This is a genomic window from Pseudoduganella sp. LjRoot289 (genome assembly GCF_964252925.1).
Lineage (GTDB): Bacteria > Pseudomonadota > Gammaproteobacteria > Burkholderiales > Burkholderiaceae_D > Rugamonas.
The window spans coordinates 1,159,812-1,175,996 of the sequence record NZ_CAXUPN020000001.1 but is presented as its reverse complement, the minus strand read 5'-3'; the positions used below and the strand labels follow the sequence as shown (position 1 = coordinate 1,175,996).

Here is a 16,185-nt window from a genome sequence, read left to right as displayed (position 1 = left end):
AACTGATTGTCACGCCAACAGTATGCCGGTAGCATCAGGCACCGCCTATTGAACTCAGGAATCAGCAATGCCCTCCGCGCGCAGCACGACCTTGTTTACCCCGCCGCAGGGCGAAAGCAGCGGCATTCCCGCGCTGGGCAGCTGGCAGGCCGGCAGCGAAGCGGCAGCCTATGCCGAGCGGGAAATCGAAAACGCGGTGCAGCGCATACGCGAACCGGTGCACGTGGTGCGCGCGGCGCCGGACCAGCGCCTGGGCCTGGCGCTGGGCGGCAGCTTCTCCAGTGCCACGGCGCACGGTACCGCGCACGAACTGATCGCCACCCTGCCCGCGCTCTATCCCGAATGGCTGGGCGAACGCGGCTTCTGCGAACGGCACGCGCTGCGTTTCCCCTACCTGGCCGGCGAAATGGCCAACGGCATTTCCACGGTGCGCATGGTGATCGCCATGGCGCGCGCCGAGATGATGGGCTTTTTCGGCGCGGGCGGCCTGGGCTTCGGCGACGTCGAACAGGCGGTCGCCACGCTGCAGGCCGAATTGGGCGGGCACGGCAACTGGGGCGTCAACCTGATCCACTCGCCCAGCGAGCCGGAACTGGAAGAGCGCGTCGCCGCCATGCTGATCGAGCGCGGCGTGCCGCGCATTTCGGCCTCCGCCTTCATGGGGCTGACGCCGGCCGTGGTGCGCTGCGCCGTCGCCGGCCTGCGGCGCGACGGCGCCGGGCGCGTCGTGCGCCGCACGCATTTGTTCGCCAAGGTCTCGCGCCCCGAGGTGGCGCAGAAATTCATGGCGCCGGCGCCGGCCGACATCCTGCAACTGCTGCTGGCGCGCGGCCAGATCACGGCCGCCGAGGCGGTGCTGGCCGCCGAGGTGCCGGTGGCCGACAACATCACCGTCGAATCGGACAGCGGCGGCCACACCGACAACCGTCCGCTGGGCCCGCTGCTGCCCGCCATCCTGGCCCTGCGCGACAGCATGGTGGCGCAGCACCGCTACACGCAGCCCATTTTTGTCGGCGCGGCAGGCGGCCTGGGCACGCCCAACAGCGTGGCTTCGGCCTTTGCGCTGGGAGCGGCCTACGTGGTGACCGGCACGGTCAACCAGGTCGCGCTGGAATCCGGCCTGTCGGAGGAAGGCAAGCAGCTGCTGGCCGAGGCCGACCTGGCCGACGTGATGATGGCGCCGGCGGCCGATATGTTCGAACTGGGCGTCAAGCTGCAGGTGCTGCGGCGCGGCACCATGTTCGGCGTGCGCGCCGCGCGCCTGTACAGCGCCTATGTCGAGCACGCCTCGCTGGAGGCGATCGCGCCGGCGCTGCGCAGCCAGCTCGAGAAGAACGTGCTGCAGGCAAGCTTCGACGAGGTGTGGGACATCACGCGCGCCTTCTGGGCGCGGCGCGACCCGGCCGAGCTGGCGCGCGCCGAGCAAGACCCGAAACACCGCATGGCGCTGGTGTTCCGCTGGTATCTGGGCATGTCCAGCCGCTGGGCGATCACCGGCGAGAAGTCGCGCCGCACCGACTACCAGATCTGGTGCGGTCCCGCGATGGGCGCCTTCAACCGCTGGACCCGGGGCAGCCTGCTGGCGCAGCCGGCGCAGCGCTCGGTGGTGCAGATTGCCCTGAATTTGCTGGAAGGCGCCGCCGTCGTCACGCGCGCGCAGCAGCTGCGCACCTACGGCGTCGCCATCCCGGCCGGCGGTTTTTCCTTCAGCCCGCGCGCGCTTTCCTGAACCCCTAACTGTTATCCGCCGCAGCCAGACGCTGCGGCGGGGTCCGACTCCCCCTCCAATACTGCCTATCATGACCGACCAGAACCGCCCAGCCACGTCCATCGCCATCGTCGGCGTCAGCGCACTTTTCCCTGGCGCGACCGACATCGGCGGCTTCTGGCGCAATATTCTTGCCGGGCGCGATCTGATCACCGACGTGCCGCCCAGCCACTGGCTGATCGAAGACTATTACGACCCGGATCCGGCCGCGACCGACAAGACCTACGGCAAGCGCGGCGGCTTCCTGCCGGCGGTGGACTTCGAGCCGATGGCGTTCGGCGTGCCGCCGAACAATATCGGCGTCACCGACACGGCCCAGCTGCTGGCACTGATCGTCGCCCAGCAGGTGCTCGACGACGCTTGCCAGGGCCAGTTCGCCTCCATGAAGCGCGACCGGGTCAGCGTGATCCTGGGCGTCGCGTCCGGCACCGAACTGCTGTGCTCGATGGCCAGCAGGATGCAGCGCCCGGTCTGGCTCAAGGGCTTGCGCGAGAGCGGCATGCCCGAGGACGAGGCGCAGGCGGCCTGCGACCGCATCGCCGCCAACTACGCGCCATGGCAGGAAGCGACCTTCCCCGGCCTGCTGGGCAATGTGGTGGCGGGACGCATCGCCAACCGTTTCGACCTGCACGGCACCAATTGCGTGACCGACGCCGCCTGCGCCAGCTCGCTGTCGTCGATCTCCATTTCGATCAATGAACTGCTGCTCGGCCAGTCCGACCTGGTGATCGCCGGCGGCGTCGACACGCTGAACGACATCATGATGTATATGTGCTTCAGCAAAACGCCGGCGCTCTCGCCAAGCGGCGACTGCCGCCCGTTCTCCGACGCCGCCGACGGCACCATGCTGGGCGAAGGCATCGGCATGTTCGCCCTGAAGCGCCTGGCCGACGCCGAGCGCGACGGCGACCGCGTGTACGCCGTCATACGCGGCATGGGCACCTCGTCCGACGGCCGCGCCACCGCCGTGTACGCGCCGCTGCCGGAAGGCCAGGCGCGCGCCATCGCCAACGCCTACGAGGCCGCCGGCTATGGCCCGGAAACCGTCGAGCTGGTGGAAGCCCACGGCACCGGCACCAAGGCCGGCGACCTGGCCGAGTTCAACGGCCTGCGCCGGGTCTTCGGCGACGCCGCGCCGGGACGCAGCCAATGGTGCGCGCTGGGCTCGGTCAAGTCGCAGATCGGCCACACCAAGGCCGCGGCGGGCGCGGCCGGCATGCTCAAGGCGGTCCTGGCGCTGCACCACAAGATCCTGCCGCCCACCATCAAGGTCGAGCGCCCGAATCCCAAGCTCGACATCGGCAACAGCCCCTTCTACCTGAACACCCAGGCCCGCCCCTGGGTGCGCGACGCCAGCCATCCGCGCCGCGCCGCGGTGTCCAGCTTCGGCTTCGGCGGCAGCAATTTCCATCTGACGCTGGAAGAATACGTGCCGGGCGCGAACGCGCCGGCGCAGGCCGCCTGGCAGATCCGTGCCCTGCCAACCGAACTGGTGGTGCTGCACGCGGCCGGCGGCGCCGAGCTGGCGCAGCGTTGCCGCGACATGCTGGCCGCCGCGCCCGCGCTGGCCGACGCCGCGCGCGCCAGCCAGCTGGCCTTCGACGCCGGCGCGCCAGCCCGCCTGTCGCTGGTGGCCGCCGACGCGGACAGCCTGGCGCGGCAGCTGGCGCAGGCCGCCGAGCTGCTGGACAAGCAGCCGCAAGCCGCCTTCTCGACGCCGCAAGGCATGGCCTACCGCTGCGGCGCCGCCGCGCCGGGCAAGACCGCTTTCCTGTTCTCCGGACAAGGCAGCCAGTATGTCGGCATGGGCGCCGACGTCGCCCAGCATTTCCCCGCCGCGCGCGCAGCCTGGGACGACACGGCGGCACTGCGCTTTGACGGACAGAGCCTGCACAATGTCGTGTTCCCGGTGCCGGTCTTCAGCGACGCCGAGCGCCAGGTCCAGAACGAACGCCTGACCGCCACCGAATGGGCCCAGCCCGCCCTGGCGGCGCAAAGCCTGGCCCTGCTCAACATCGCGCGCGAACTGGGCCTGCTGCCCTCGTGCGTGGCCGGCCACAGCTTCGGCGAACTGGTGGCCCTGCATGCCGCCGAAGCGTTCGACGCGGACGTGCTGCTGCGCCTGGCGCGCAAGCGGGGCGAATTGATGCGCGACGCCGGCGGCACACCCGGCGCCATGCTGGCGGTCAACGCCGCGCGGGCCGAGGTCGAAGCGGAACTGGCCAAGCTGGGGTTGAACAATGTGGTGCTTGCCAACCATAATGCGCCGAAACAGGTGGTCGTATCCGGCGCCTCCGAAGCCATTACCACGCTGTCCAGTGCCCTCGAAGGCGCAGGCTTGCGCGTGCGCCGCCTGCCTGTGGCCACCGCCTTCCACAGTCCCATCGTCGCTGGCGCCAGCGAACCCCTGCTGGCCTTCCTGAAAGACGAACTGGTCCGGAGCCCGCGCCTCGACGTCTACGCCAATACCAACGCGGCGCCCTATCCGGCCGACAGCGCCGCCATCGGCGCCCAGTTGGCGGCGCAATTGCGCCTTCCGGTGGAGTTTGTCGAACAGATCGAAGCGATGTATGCGAGCGGCGTGCGCACCTTTATCGAAATCGGTGCCGGCTCGGTGCTGAGCGAGCTGGTGGGACAGATACTGGGCGAGCGCGACCATCTCTCGCTGTCGCTGGACCGCAAGAACAAGAACGGCGTCACCAGCCTGCAGGAAGCCGTCGGCCGCCTGTCCGTTGCAGGCCTGGCGCTCGACTTCGGTTCGTGGTGGCGCGGCCACGCCGAGCCGCGCTCGGTCCCGGCCGGCAAGAAGCCGGCCATGGTGACGCGCCTGAACGGCGCCAACTACAACAAGCCCTACCCGCCGGTAGGCGGTGCGGCAGGCCTGCCTGCGCCCAACCCGCCGCGCGCCGCTGTCGTGCAGCAGGCCGTGGCGCCCGCCGCGCAGCCGGCCATTGCAGCTGCGGCCGGCATCCCGGCGGCTGCAGCCACTCCAGCTCCTGTCGCGGCCGCCGCGCTGAGCACTATTGCGCCATCTGCCGCGCCATCGGTTCAAGCCATACCGGCACACGCGCACGCGCAGGCGGCAACCCTTCCTTTCGCTACGCTCGTGCCGGCGGCCACCCCGACTGCACCAGGGGCCGTGGCCGCTGCGGCTCCCGATCCGGCTCCTGCGACTCTCGCAGCGCCCGCCCCTGCGGCAGCACCTGCAAACAATTACGCCAACGGGGCGGCATCCTCGGCAGTCTCCACCGGGCAGGCCAGCCTGGCCTGGCTGCACGCCTTTGAATCCGCACAACGCCAGACCGCCGACGCGCACGCCACCTTCCAGACCATGATGGCCGATAGCCACATGGCGTTCCTGAAGATGGCCGAACAGTCCAACGCGAATTTCGCCATCCTCTCCGGTGCTACCGGCAACGCGGCTGCCCTGGCGGCATCGGCCGTTGCGCCCATGCCGGCCGCGACGCATGCGGCTGCCATCCCGGTGCCAGCCGTCGCGTATGAGGCTCCCGCCGCGATGCCTGCCATGGCGCATCAGGCTCCTGCCGGCGTTCCCATGACTTCCCTTGCGCATCAGGCTGCTGCCGGCGTTCCGTTGCCTTCCGCCGCGCATGAGGCCCCCCCTGCCCTCTCAGTGCCGACGCAGGCCACGCCTGCGGGCGCCGCCATGCCCGCCGTGGCGCATGCCGCACCGGGCGCCGCCGCGATCCCCGCGCAGCAAGTGGCGCAGGCCCACGCGACACCGGCAATGGCCATGACGGCGGACCTGGAGGCACTGATGCTCTCCGTGGTCGCCGACAAAACCGGCTACCCGACCGATATGCTGGGCATGGACATGCAGCTCGAAGCCGACCTTGGCATCGATTCCATCAAGCGCGTCGAGATCCTGTCCGCGCTGCGCGAAATGGCGCCAGGCTTGGGCGAGATCAGCCCGGCCGAGCTGGGCAAGTTGCGCACGCTGGGCGAAATCGTCGCTCACATGCGCGCCTCGGCGCCGGCCGGCGCAAAGCTGCCGCCAGCCGACCTTGAAGCGCTGATGCTCTCCGTGGTGGCCGATAAAACCGGCTACCCCACCGATATGCTGGGCATGGACATGCAACTCGAAGCCGACCTTGGCATCGACTCCATCAAGCGTGTCGAAATCTTGTCGGCACTGCGCGAGCTGGCTCCAGGGCTGGGCGAGATCAGCCCGGCCGAGCTGGGCAAGCTGCGTACGCTGGGCGAAATCGTCGAGCACATGCGCGCGTCGGCGCCGGCCGCAAGTCCGGCGCCTGCCTCGCCTGTCGTATCCATCTCGCTTCCTGCCCCAGCCGCTCCAGCCACCGGCGCCGGACACGCCGTAGCCGCAGCAGCAAACGCGCCGGCCGGCGCCACCCTGCCGCCGGCCGACCTCGAGACACTGATGCTCTCGGTGGTCGCCGACAAGACCGGCTACCCGACCGAGATGCTGGGCATGGACATGCAACTCGAAGCCGATCTTGGCATCGACTCTATCAAACGCGTGGAAATCCTGTCAGCCGTGCGTGACCTGGCTCCCGGCCTGAGCGAGATCAGCCCAGCCGAGCTGGGCAAGCTGCGCACGCTGGGCGAGATCGTCGCCCACATGCGCGCATCGGCGCCGGCAACGAGCTCCGCGCACGCATCGAATGTCGCGCCTGTGTCGTCCCTTGTCGTCTCTGCACCGGCCGCCGGCGTCGGACAGGCCACCACCACCGTGGCCAGCGCGCAGGCCGTATCCAGCCTGCCGCCAGCCGACCTCGAAGCGCTGATGCTCTCGGTGGTGGCCGACAAAACCGGTTACCCGACAGAAATGCTGGGCATGGACATGCAGTTGGAAGCCGATCTCGGCATCGACTCCATCAAGCGCGTGGAAATCCTGTCGGCGGTGCGCGACCTGGCTCCCGGCCTGAGCGAGATCAGCCCGGCCGAGCTGGGCAAGCTGCGCACGCTGGGCGAGATCGTTGCCCACATGCGGGCATCGGCGCCCGCAGCCGGCCCGGTGCCCGCCACGGCGACAAATGACGCCGCAGACAAGGCCGCAGCCGCTGGCAGCGCCGTCCCCTCGGCGCCCCCGCCGGCATTGCGTTTCGCGCTGCGCGCCTTGCCCGCGCCCGCACCCGGCGTAGCCATGAAGGGACTGCTCACCGGCAAGCTGGTGGTGACGGACGACGGCGGCGGCATCGCCGGTCTGGTGGCAGCCTCGCTGGCGGCCCAAGGCTACCCCGCGACGGCGGTTGACACCGTGCCCGGCGACGCCACCGGCGTCATTTTCCTGGGCGGTCTGCGCGCGATCGCGAACCGCGAGGAAGCGCTGCGCATCAATCAGGAAGCGTTCAGCGCCGCGCGCGCCATCGCGCCAGCCCTGGAGCGCGACGGCGGCCTGTTCGTCGCGGTGCAGGACACGGGCGGCGACTTCGGCTTGAGCGGACGCGCACCGGAACGCGCCTGGAGCGGCGGCCTCGCTGCCCTGGTCCTGACAGCCGTGCGCGAATGGCCGCTGGCCACGCTCAAGACCATAGACTGCGAACGCGGCGCGCGCGATGCCGCCGCCGTCGCCGAAGCCATCGTCGCCGAGCTCACCGCCGGCGGACCGGCGCTGGAAGTCGGCTTGCCCGAGCAAGCCCCTCGCCTGAACCTGGTGTCGCTGCCAGTGCCCCTGCAGCCGGAAGCGGCCGCCCGTATCGGCAAGGATAGCGTGCTGGTGGTGACAGGCGGCGCGCGCGGCGTGACCGCCGCCGCCCTGGTGGCGCTGGCCCGCGCGCATCAGCCGAAACTGGTGCTGATCGGACGCACGGCGCTGACGGAGGAGCCTGTGGAACTGCGCGGCATCGCCGACGAGGCAAAACTGAAGCAGGCACTGATCGCGCACATGAAAGCGAACGCCGCCAAGGTCTCCCCGGCGCAGATTTCGGCCGAACTGGCGCGCCTGCTGGCGGTGCGCGAAGTACGTGCCACGCTGGAGACCCTGGCACACGCGGGCTCGCCCGCACGCTACCTGGCGCTGGACGTGCAGGACAGCGCGGCCATGAATGGCGCGCTTGACGAGGTGCGCAGAACCTGGGGCGCGATCACCGGCATCGTCCACGGCGCCGGCGTGCTGGCCGACCGCCGCATCGCCGACAAGACCGACGCCCAGTTCGCCCATGTGTTCAACACCAAGGTCCAGGGCCTGCAGGCACTACTGGCCGCAACCGCCGGGGATCCCCTGTCGGTGATCTGCCTGTTCTCCTCGATCGCGGCGCGCACCGGCAATGTCGGCCAGTGCGACTACGCAATGGCCAATGAAGTGCTGAACCAGGTCGCCTCGGCCGAACGCGCGCGGCGCGGCGACTGCCTGGTGCGCTCGATCGGCTGGGGTCCGTGGCAAGGCGGCATGGTGACGTCCACGCTGGCAGCGCACTTCGCGCGCGAAGGTGTGGCCCTGCTGTCGCTCGATGAAGGCACGCAAGCCTTCGTCGGCGAACTGGGCGCCTCACCCTCCGACGTGCGCGTGGTGGTGCTGCCCGCGGCCGCCCAGACCGGCGCGCTCGGCGCCCCGGAAGGCCCTGCGGCCGGACTGGCATCCGAACTGGCCATCGATCTGGCCCCGGCCAGCCACGGCTACCTGCACGATCACAGCATAGCCGGTACGCCGGTGGTGCCGGTGGCCCTGGCGCTGGAATGGCTGGCGCGCGGCGCTCGTGTCTGGCATCCGCTGCCGCAGGCCATGCAGCTGCGCCAGGTGCGCGTGCTGAGGAAGGTCGCGCTTGACGAATTCGCCGAAGGCGGCAGCCGCCGCCTGCGCGTGCGCAGCAAGCTGCACGCCGAATCGGCACACGGCAGCCTGGCCCTGGAACTGGCCGGCGCCGACGATGCGCTGCACTACCGCGCCGTCGTGACGCCGGGCGCACAGGTTTCGGCGCAGGCCGGCCAGGCCGCGCCTGCGGCATTGGCGCCGCTTCAGCGCGACGCGCTGTATGACGGCCACGTGCTGTTCCATGGCCCGCGCTTCCAGGCCATCGCCGCGCTGGACGGTATCGCCGCGCAAGGAGCTGCGGCCACGTTGACCGGCGCGGCCGCGCTGGGCTGGCCGGCAGAAGGCTGGCAGACCGACCCCGCCCTGATCGACGGCGGCCTGCAACTGGCGGTGCTGTGGGCCGAGCCGCTGCTGGGCGGCGCCGCGCTGCCGATGTCGGTCGACGACGTGCGCCTGCACCGCGCAGGCCTGGCTTCCGGCCCGGTGCGCTGCGTGGTGCACGCGCGCCAGGTGTATGCCGACCGCGCCAGCTGCGACATCAGCTTCCACGACGCCGACGGCGCCGTGCGTGCCGAGATGCTGCAGGTCGAACTGATCTTGCGGCCCGGCGAAGCCGGCACCGGCGGCGCCAGGATGGCTGCCTGAGATGCGCTTCGCACCGATCGCCATTGTTGGCCGCTCCTGCCTGTTGCCCGACGCGGCAACGCCGGACGCGCTGTGGGACCGCGTCGCCGCCGGCCATAGCAGCGTGGGCCACGCGCCTGAGGGTCGCTGGCGCCTGCCGCTGGCGATGGCGCTGGACCGCGCGCCCGACCTGGCGCTGGGCACGTCTCCCGTAGCGCCGGACCGCGCGCTGCACGATATCGGCGGCTACGTGCGCGACTTCGCGTCGCGCTTCGACGCCGACGGCTTCCTGCTTGAGCGCGACCATATCCTGGCGCTCGATCCCCTGTTCCAATGGACGCTGCACGGCGTGCGCGAAGCGCTGCGCGATGCCGGGCGCGAACGCGCCGACGCCCGCTGCGGCCTGGTGATGGGCAACCTGTCCTTCCCCTCGGCCGAAATGGCGCGTTTCGCCGAGCACACCTGGCTGTCGGCGCAGACGCCCTCGCTGCGCGCGGCGTTCGCGCCAGCCCTGGACGCGGGGCGGCCGCACCCGCACAATCGCTTTTCGTCCGGCCTGCCCGCCCATCTGGCGGCGCGCGCGCTGGGCTTCGCCGACGGCTTCGCCCTCGACGCCGCATGCGCCTCGTCGCTGTACGCCATCAAGCTGGCCTGCGACCGCCTGCACGACGGCAGCGCCGACCTGATGGTGGCCGGCGCCGTCAACTGCACCGACGACCTGTTCATCCACATGGGCTTCACCGCCTTGTCGGCGCTCAGCCCGAGCGGCCGCAGCCGGCCTTTCCACCGCGAGGCCGACGGCCTGGTGCCGGCCGAAGGCGCCGCCTTCCTGACGCTCAAGCGGCTGGACGACGCGCTGGCCGCCGGCGACACCATCCACGGCGTGATCCGTGGCGTCGGCCTGTCCAACGACGGCCGCGCGCGCGGCCTGCTGGCGCCTTCCGAAGAGGGCCAGATGCGCGCCATGCGGCAGGCCTGGTCGCTGGCCGGCCTCGCGCCCGAAACGGCCACCCTGCTCGAATGCCACGCCACCGGCACCGCGCTGGGCGACAGCGTGGAGGCGCGCAGCATGGCCGCCGTGTTTGGCGCGGCGCGCGATTTGCCTATCGGCTCGCTCAAGTCCAACCTCGGCCACCTGATCACCGTGGCGGGCGCCGCCGGGATCATCAAGGTACTGGGCGCCATGCGCGCCGGCGTGCGCCCGGCCACCCTGCATGCCGATGCCCCGGTCGAGGCGCTGCAAGGCACGCCGCTGCGCCTGCTGCACGCGGCCGAGTCCTGGCAAGGCCCGCGCCGCGCCGCCGTCAGCGCATTCGGCTTCGGCGGCAACAACGCCCACCTGATCGTCGAAGCCTGGGAAGGGCGGCCGGCCCACTACGTGCCCGCTCCGCCGCCACGCGCGCCGCAATCGGAACCGGTCGCCATCGTGGCCGTTGGCGCCCGGGTCGGCGACGGCGCCAGCGCGCGCGACCTGGCCGACCAGATTCTGAGCGGCCAGGCCAGCCCTGCGGCGCGCAGCCATATCGACGTCGCCCTGCCCGGCCTGCGGTTCCCGCCGCGCGACATCGAACATACGCACGCCCAGCAATTGATGATGCTCGAAGCGGGCCGCGAAGCTTGCGCCGGCCTGGACCTGCCGCGCGAACGCACGCTGGTGCTGACCGGCATGGGATGCGATCCCGAAGTTGCCCGTTCCGGCGCCCGCTGGCGCGCGCCGGACTGGCTGGCCCAAAGCGCCACCCGCGTCGGCGCGGCGCAAATGGATGCCGTCGGCGGCGCCTTCCAGGTGCCGCTGACGGCGGCCGGCGTACTGGGCACCATGCCCAATATCGTGGCCAACCGCCTTAACTCTCAGCTGGACTTCGGCGGCCCCGGTTTTTCAGTGTCGTCCGAGCAGGCCTCCGGCATGGTGGCGTTGCGCCTGGCGGTTCGCGCGCTGCGCGCCGGCGAGGCGGACGCGGCCCTGGTCGGCGCGGTCGACCTGTCGCACGAAGCGGTGCACCAGGCGGCGCTGCAGGCGCTCGGCCACGCCGCGGCCCCCGGCGACGCGGCTGTTGCGCTCGTTCTCAAGCGGGTGTCCGATGCGCGGCGCGACGGCAACCCGGTGCTGGCGGTGCTGGACGATATGGACCAGGCCAGCGAACGCGCCTGCCGCATCGGCGATGCCGGCGGCAGCCAGTTCGACCCGGCCCGCCTGTTCGGCCGTGCGCACGCGGCGCAAGGGCTGTTGGCTGTCGCTTCGGCGGCGCTGGCCGTGGCGCACCGCGCGCGGCCGCAGCCCGACGGTCCGGCCACGCCCTGGCTGGGCCGGCGCGACGCGACCGTCGGCACCACGGTGCTCGGTGCGGACGACGCGCAGCTCAATCTGCGCGGCGGCGATGTGAAAGGCTGGAGCCGGCAGAAGGCGCCGCGCCTGCACATCTACTCCGGCACCGACCAGGCTTCCGCGCTGGCGGCGCTGGCGGCCGGCCAGCGTTCGGACGCCGGCCCGGCCCGGCTGGTCATCGCCGCATCGGACGACGCGCAGCTGGCCACGCGCGCCGGTGCCGCGCGGCGCTGGCTGTGCGAGGGCGGTCCGCGTCCCGAAGGCGTCGCCTTCCGCGCCGCGCCGCTGACCGGGCAGACCGCATTCGTCTTCACCGGCGCGGCGGCCGCCTATCCCGGCATGGGGCGCGAATTGATGCTGGCCCTGCCGCACCAGCTCGACGCCGTCGAGGCGCGTTCGGGCGCGCTGGGCGAGGTCGCCGGCTGGCTGTTCGGCGACCCGGATCCCCGGCCGCGCCACCCGCTCGACCTGCTGTGGGGCGCGACCATCCTGTCGCAGCTGCACGCCGAAATCACGCGCGGCGTGCTGGGTATCAAGCCGGACGCCTCGCTCGGCTACTCGTCCGGCGAGACCAACGCCCTGTTCGCGCTGCGCGCCTGGGAGGACATCGGCGCGCTGATCGAGGACACCAAGCACTCCGAACTGTTCACCCACCAGCTCGTCGGCGAGTTCTCCGCCGTGCGCGCGGTGTGGCAAAGCCAGGGCATCGCCGGCGACGAATGGCGCAGCTACGGCGTGAACGCATCGCTGGCGCAAGTGAAGCAGGCCTTGCATGGCGAGGCGGCGGTGCACCTGATGGCAGTCAACGCGCCGGATGCCTTTACGATAGGCGGCGAAGCCCAGGCTTGCGCGCGCGTGCTGGCGCGCCTGCCGGCCGACTGCGCCATGCTGATCCCGTATGAGATCGCGGTGCACGCGCCGGACCTGGAAGGCGTGCGCGCGGACTGGCGCCAGCTGCACCTTCGGCCCACCAAGGCGGTGCCCGGGGTGCGTTTTTACTCCTGCGCCGACGGGCATTCCTACCAGGCCAGCGCAGACGCCGCGGCGGACGCCATCACGGCGCAGGCCCTGGGCACGCTCGATTTCGCGCGCACGGTCGAACAGGCTTGGGCCGACGGCGTGCGCATCTTCATCGAACACGGCCCGCGCGGCCTGTGCAGCGGCTGGATCGGCCGCATCCTGGGTGAGCGCGAGCACCTGGCAGTGCCGCTCGACGTCGCCGACCGGGGCAGCTTGCGGCAGTTGAGCCACGCCCTCGCCAGCCTGGCCGCCGCAGGCGTGCCGATGAACAGCCAGGCCTTGCTCGACCTGCTGGACGCGGTAGGGCCAGCCCCCGCATTGGCGAAGCCGGCGCCCAGCCTGCGCCTGCCGGCACACTGGCCCGCCGTGCGCCTGCCCGAGCTCTCGAATGCGTCCCCGGCAATGCCGCGCGCCCCCTGGCTGCCATCGGCACTGGACGCACGAGCCGCTCCGCACGCGGCCGGGCCAGCACCACTGGCCCCTGCTCCGGCACTTGCTCCGACACTTGCTCCGGCATTTGCTCCGGTATTTGCTCCGGTATTTGCTCCGGTACTTGCTCCGGTACTTGTTCCGGGCTTGGCCCCGGCCAGCGCTCAGGAGTCTGTCTCGCCCGCGCCTGGTGCGGCCGTTCAAGCTCCGGCTCAGGTCCTTGCACTGGCTCCGGCGCCTGCCTCGAACCCGCATCGTGCCATAGGTCACGTCCCGGCCCGGGCATCCGTTGCAACACCTGCTTCCGCCTCGATTACGGCCTTACCTTTGCCTTCCTCCATTTCCATGCCAGATTCCCGCACTGCCGCGCAAGCGAGCGCGCACACCAGCTTCCAGCAACTGGTAGCGGCGCAACACCAGGACTTCATCGTGCGCCAGAGCGCACTCCACCAGCAGTTCCTGCATCTGCGCCAGCAGGCCGAACTGCACATGCTGCATGCTTACGCACAAGCGCAGGGCGCCGCAGCGGCATCGCTGCCCGCTCCGTCCTTATCCGCTCCGTCCTTATCCGCGCCCGGCTTGCCGCCGCCCGGCGCGTCGCCAAGCATGCCAACGCCGCCAGCCGCAGTGCCGCCTGCAGCCATGCCAGCCTCGTTGAAACCGTCGAACGTCATGCCAGTTGCGCCGGCGCCAGCCCTGGCGGCGCCTTCAACCGCCGCAGCGTCCATCGCCGCGCCGGCCCTGGCCACAGCACCGCAGCCCCATCCGGCGCCCGCTGCAACGGGGACGGTCGCCGCCATCGCCACGCCGGCGCTGCGGCAAGCACGCACCGTGAGCGCATCCAGGCCGGGGCCCAAGTTCTCACGCGAGGACCTGGAACACCTCGCCTCCGGTGAAATATCGAAGCTGTTCGGCGCACAATTCGCGCCGCAGGACATCTACGCGCGCCAGACCCGCATGCCGATGCCGCCATTGCTGCTGGCCGACCGTGTGACCGGCATCGACGCCGAACCGGCGTCGATGACCACTGGCACCATCTGGACCGAAACCGATGTCAAGACCGACAGCTGGTATCTGACTGCGGAAGGCCGCATGCCGGCCGGTATCATGATCGAATCGGGCCAGGCCGACCTGCTGCTGATCAGCTGGCTCGGCATCGACCTGCACACGCGCGGCGAGCGGGTCTACCGCCTGCTCGGCTGCGACCTGACCTTCCACGCAAGCCTGCCGGTGCCGGGCGAAACGCTGGAATACGCCATCCACATCGACAGCCATGCGCGGCAGGGCGACATCCGCCTGTTCTTCTTCCACTACGACTGCCACGTCGGCTCCGAATTGCGCATGTCGGTGCGGCAGGGACAGGCCGGCTTCTTCACCGACCAGGAACTGGCCGATTCGAACGGCGTGCTGTGGGACGCCGCCACCGAGCCGTGCGACCCGGACGCCCGCATGGACCCGCCCGCCGCGCACTGCGACGCGCGCAGCTTCGATGCAAGCGCGGTCCAGGCATACGCCGAGGGCCGGCTGGAAGACTGCTTCGGCGAACCCTGGGCCGTGGTGGGAGCGCACGTGCGCCCGCCGCGCATCCACAACGCCGACATGCTGTTCCTGCACGAGATCAGCCGCTTCGACCCGCGCGGCGGCCCGTGGGGCCGCGGCTATCTGCGCTCGGACACGCCGATCGGCCCGGACGACTGGTTCTTCGCCGGCCACTTCAAAAACGACCCGTGCATGCCCGGCACCCTGATGTTCGAAGGCTGCCTGCAGGCGATGTCGTTCTATATGAGCGCACTCGGTTTCACCATCGGCCGCGACGGCTGGCGTTTCGAACCGGTGCCGGAAGAGAGCTACCGCCTGCGCTGCCGCGGCCAGGTGCGGCCGACCAGCCGCATGCTCAGCTGCGAAGTGTTCGTCTCGGAAGTGATAGGCGGCCCGGTGCCGACCATCTACGCCGACCTGCTCGGCACGGTCGACGGCGTCAAGGCCTTCCACGCGAAACGGGTCGGCCTGCGCCTGGTGCCGGATTGGCCGCTGGACCAATGGCGCGGCCTGGGCCCGGCACGCCAGCACACCGGCGATGCGGCGCCCGACCTCGTTGCCCTGGCCGGGCTGCGCGGCGCCACCGAAACCAGGCCGGTCGCCGTGGTCGACGGTTTCGCCTACGACTACGCCTCCCTGCTGGCCTGCGCCTGGGGCAAGCCCAGCCAGGCATTCGGTCCGTTTTATGCGCCGTTCGACGGCACGCGCCCGGTGGCGCGGCTACCGGGGCCACCCTACCACTTCATGTCGCGCATCCTGCACATCGACGGTCCGCAGGGCGGCATGCAGAACGGCTCGCGGGTCGAGGCGGAATACGACGTGCCGGGCGAGGTCTGGTACTTCGAGCAGGGCATGCAGCAAACCATGCCCATCTCGGTGCTGATGGAAGTGGCCTTGCAGCCTTGCGGCTGGCTTGCCTCCTACATCGGCAGCGCGCTGACCAGCGAAAACGACCTGCTGTTCCGCAACCTGGACGGCAGCGCCGTCATGCTGGGCGAGGTCGGTCCGCACACCCGCGCCATCCGCACCGTCGCCACGCTCAAGAGCCTGTCCCGTAACGGCGACATGATCATCCAGTCCTTCACCGTGGAATGCTACGCCGACGACGCGCCGCTGCTGACCTGCAGCACGGTGTTCGGCTTCTTCCCGCGCGACGCCTTCGTCAACCAGCTGGGCATGCCGCCGTCCGAAGCCGAACTGGCGCTGCAGGACGCGCCGAGCGGCTTCCACGCGCGCCTGCGCGGCCTGCCCGCGCCGTATTCGAAGAACGCCCTGCGCCTGCCGAAGGACATGCTGCTGATGCTCGACGAGGTCGGCGACTACTGGCCGCAGGGAGGCAAGGCCGGCCTCGGACGCTTGTGCGCGGGCAAGCAGATCCGCGCCTCGGACTGGTATTTCAAGGCGCACTTCTTCCAGGACCCGGTGCAGCCTGGATCGCTCGGCATCGAGGCCATGTACCAGCTGCTGCAATTCCACCTGATCGAACAGGACGCCGGCGCCGGCATGGCGGCACCCCGCTTCGCCATCATGGAATCGGACGAGAAGGTGAGCTGGAAATATCGCGGACAGGTGGTTCCGGCCGACGGCCGCGTGTCCATCGATCTGGAGATCGTGCGCAGCGGCCGCGACGCCCTGGGCGTCTACGCCGTCGCCGATGCCTGGCTGTGGGTGGACGGCAAGCGCATTTACCAGTGCCGTCAGTTCGGCATGCGCGTGGTCGACGGAAAATAGGAAGGCGACGGC

3 protein-coding genes are annotated in these 16,185 nt (G+C 70.7%); all 3 read left to right on the top strand.

The annotated features are described in order from the left end of the window. Positions 1–67 precede the first annotated feature (67 nt). Positions 68–1,729, top strand: coding sequence for a PfaD family polyunsaturated fatty acid/polyketide biosynthesis protein (locus ACSQ8Y_RS05140; RefSeq protein ID WP_436265378.1), 1,662 nt, complete (start codon positions 68–70; stop codon positions 1,727–1,729). Between the two features lie 70 nt (positions 1,730–1,799). After that, a complete protein-coding gene (locus tag ACSQ8Y_RS05135) occupies positions 1,800–9,149 on the top strand; it encodes an SDR family NAD(P)-dependent oxidoreductase (RefSeq protein ID WP_436265377.1) in 7,350 nt (2,449 codons plus the stop codon). A 1-nt stretch (position 9,150) separates the two neighbouring features. Further along, entirely contained in the window at positions 9,151–16,173 is a 7,023-nt protein-coding gene (locus ACSQ8Y_RS05130; RefSeq protein ID WP_436265376.1) for a beta-ketoacyl synthase N-terminal-like domain-containing protein, read from the top strand. The last annotated feature ends 12 nt before the right edge of the window (positions 16,174–16,185 follow it).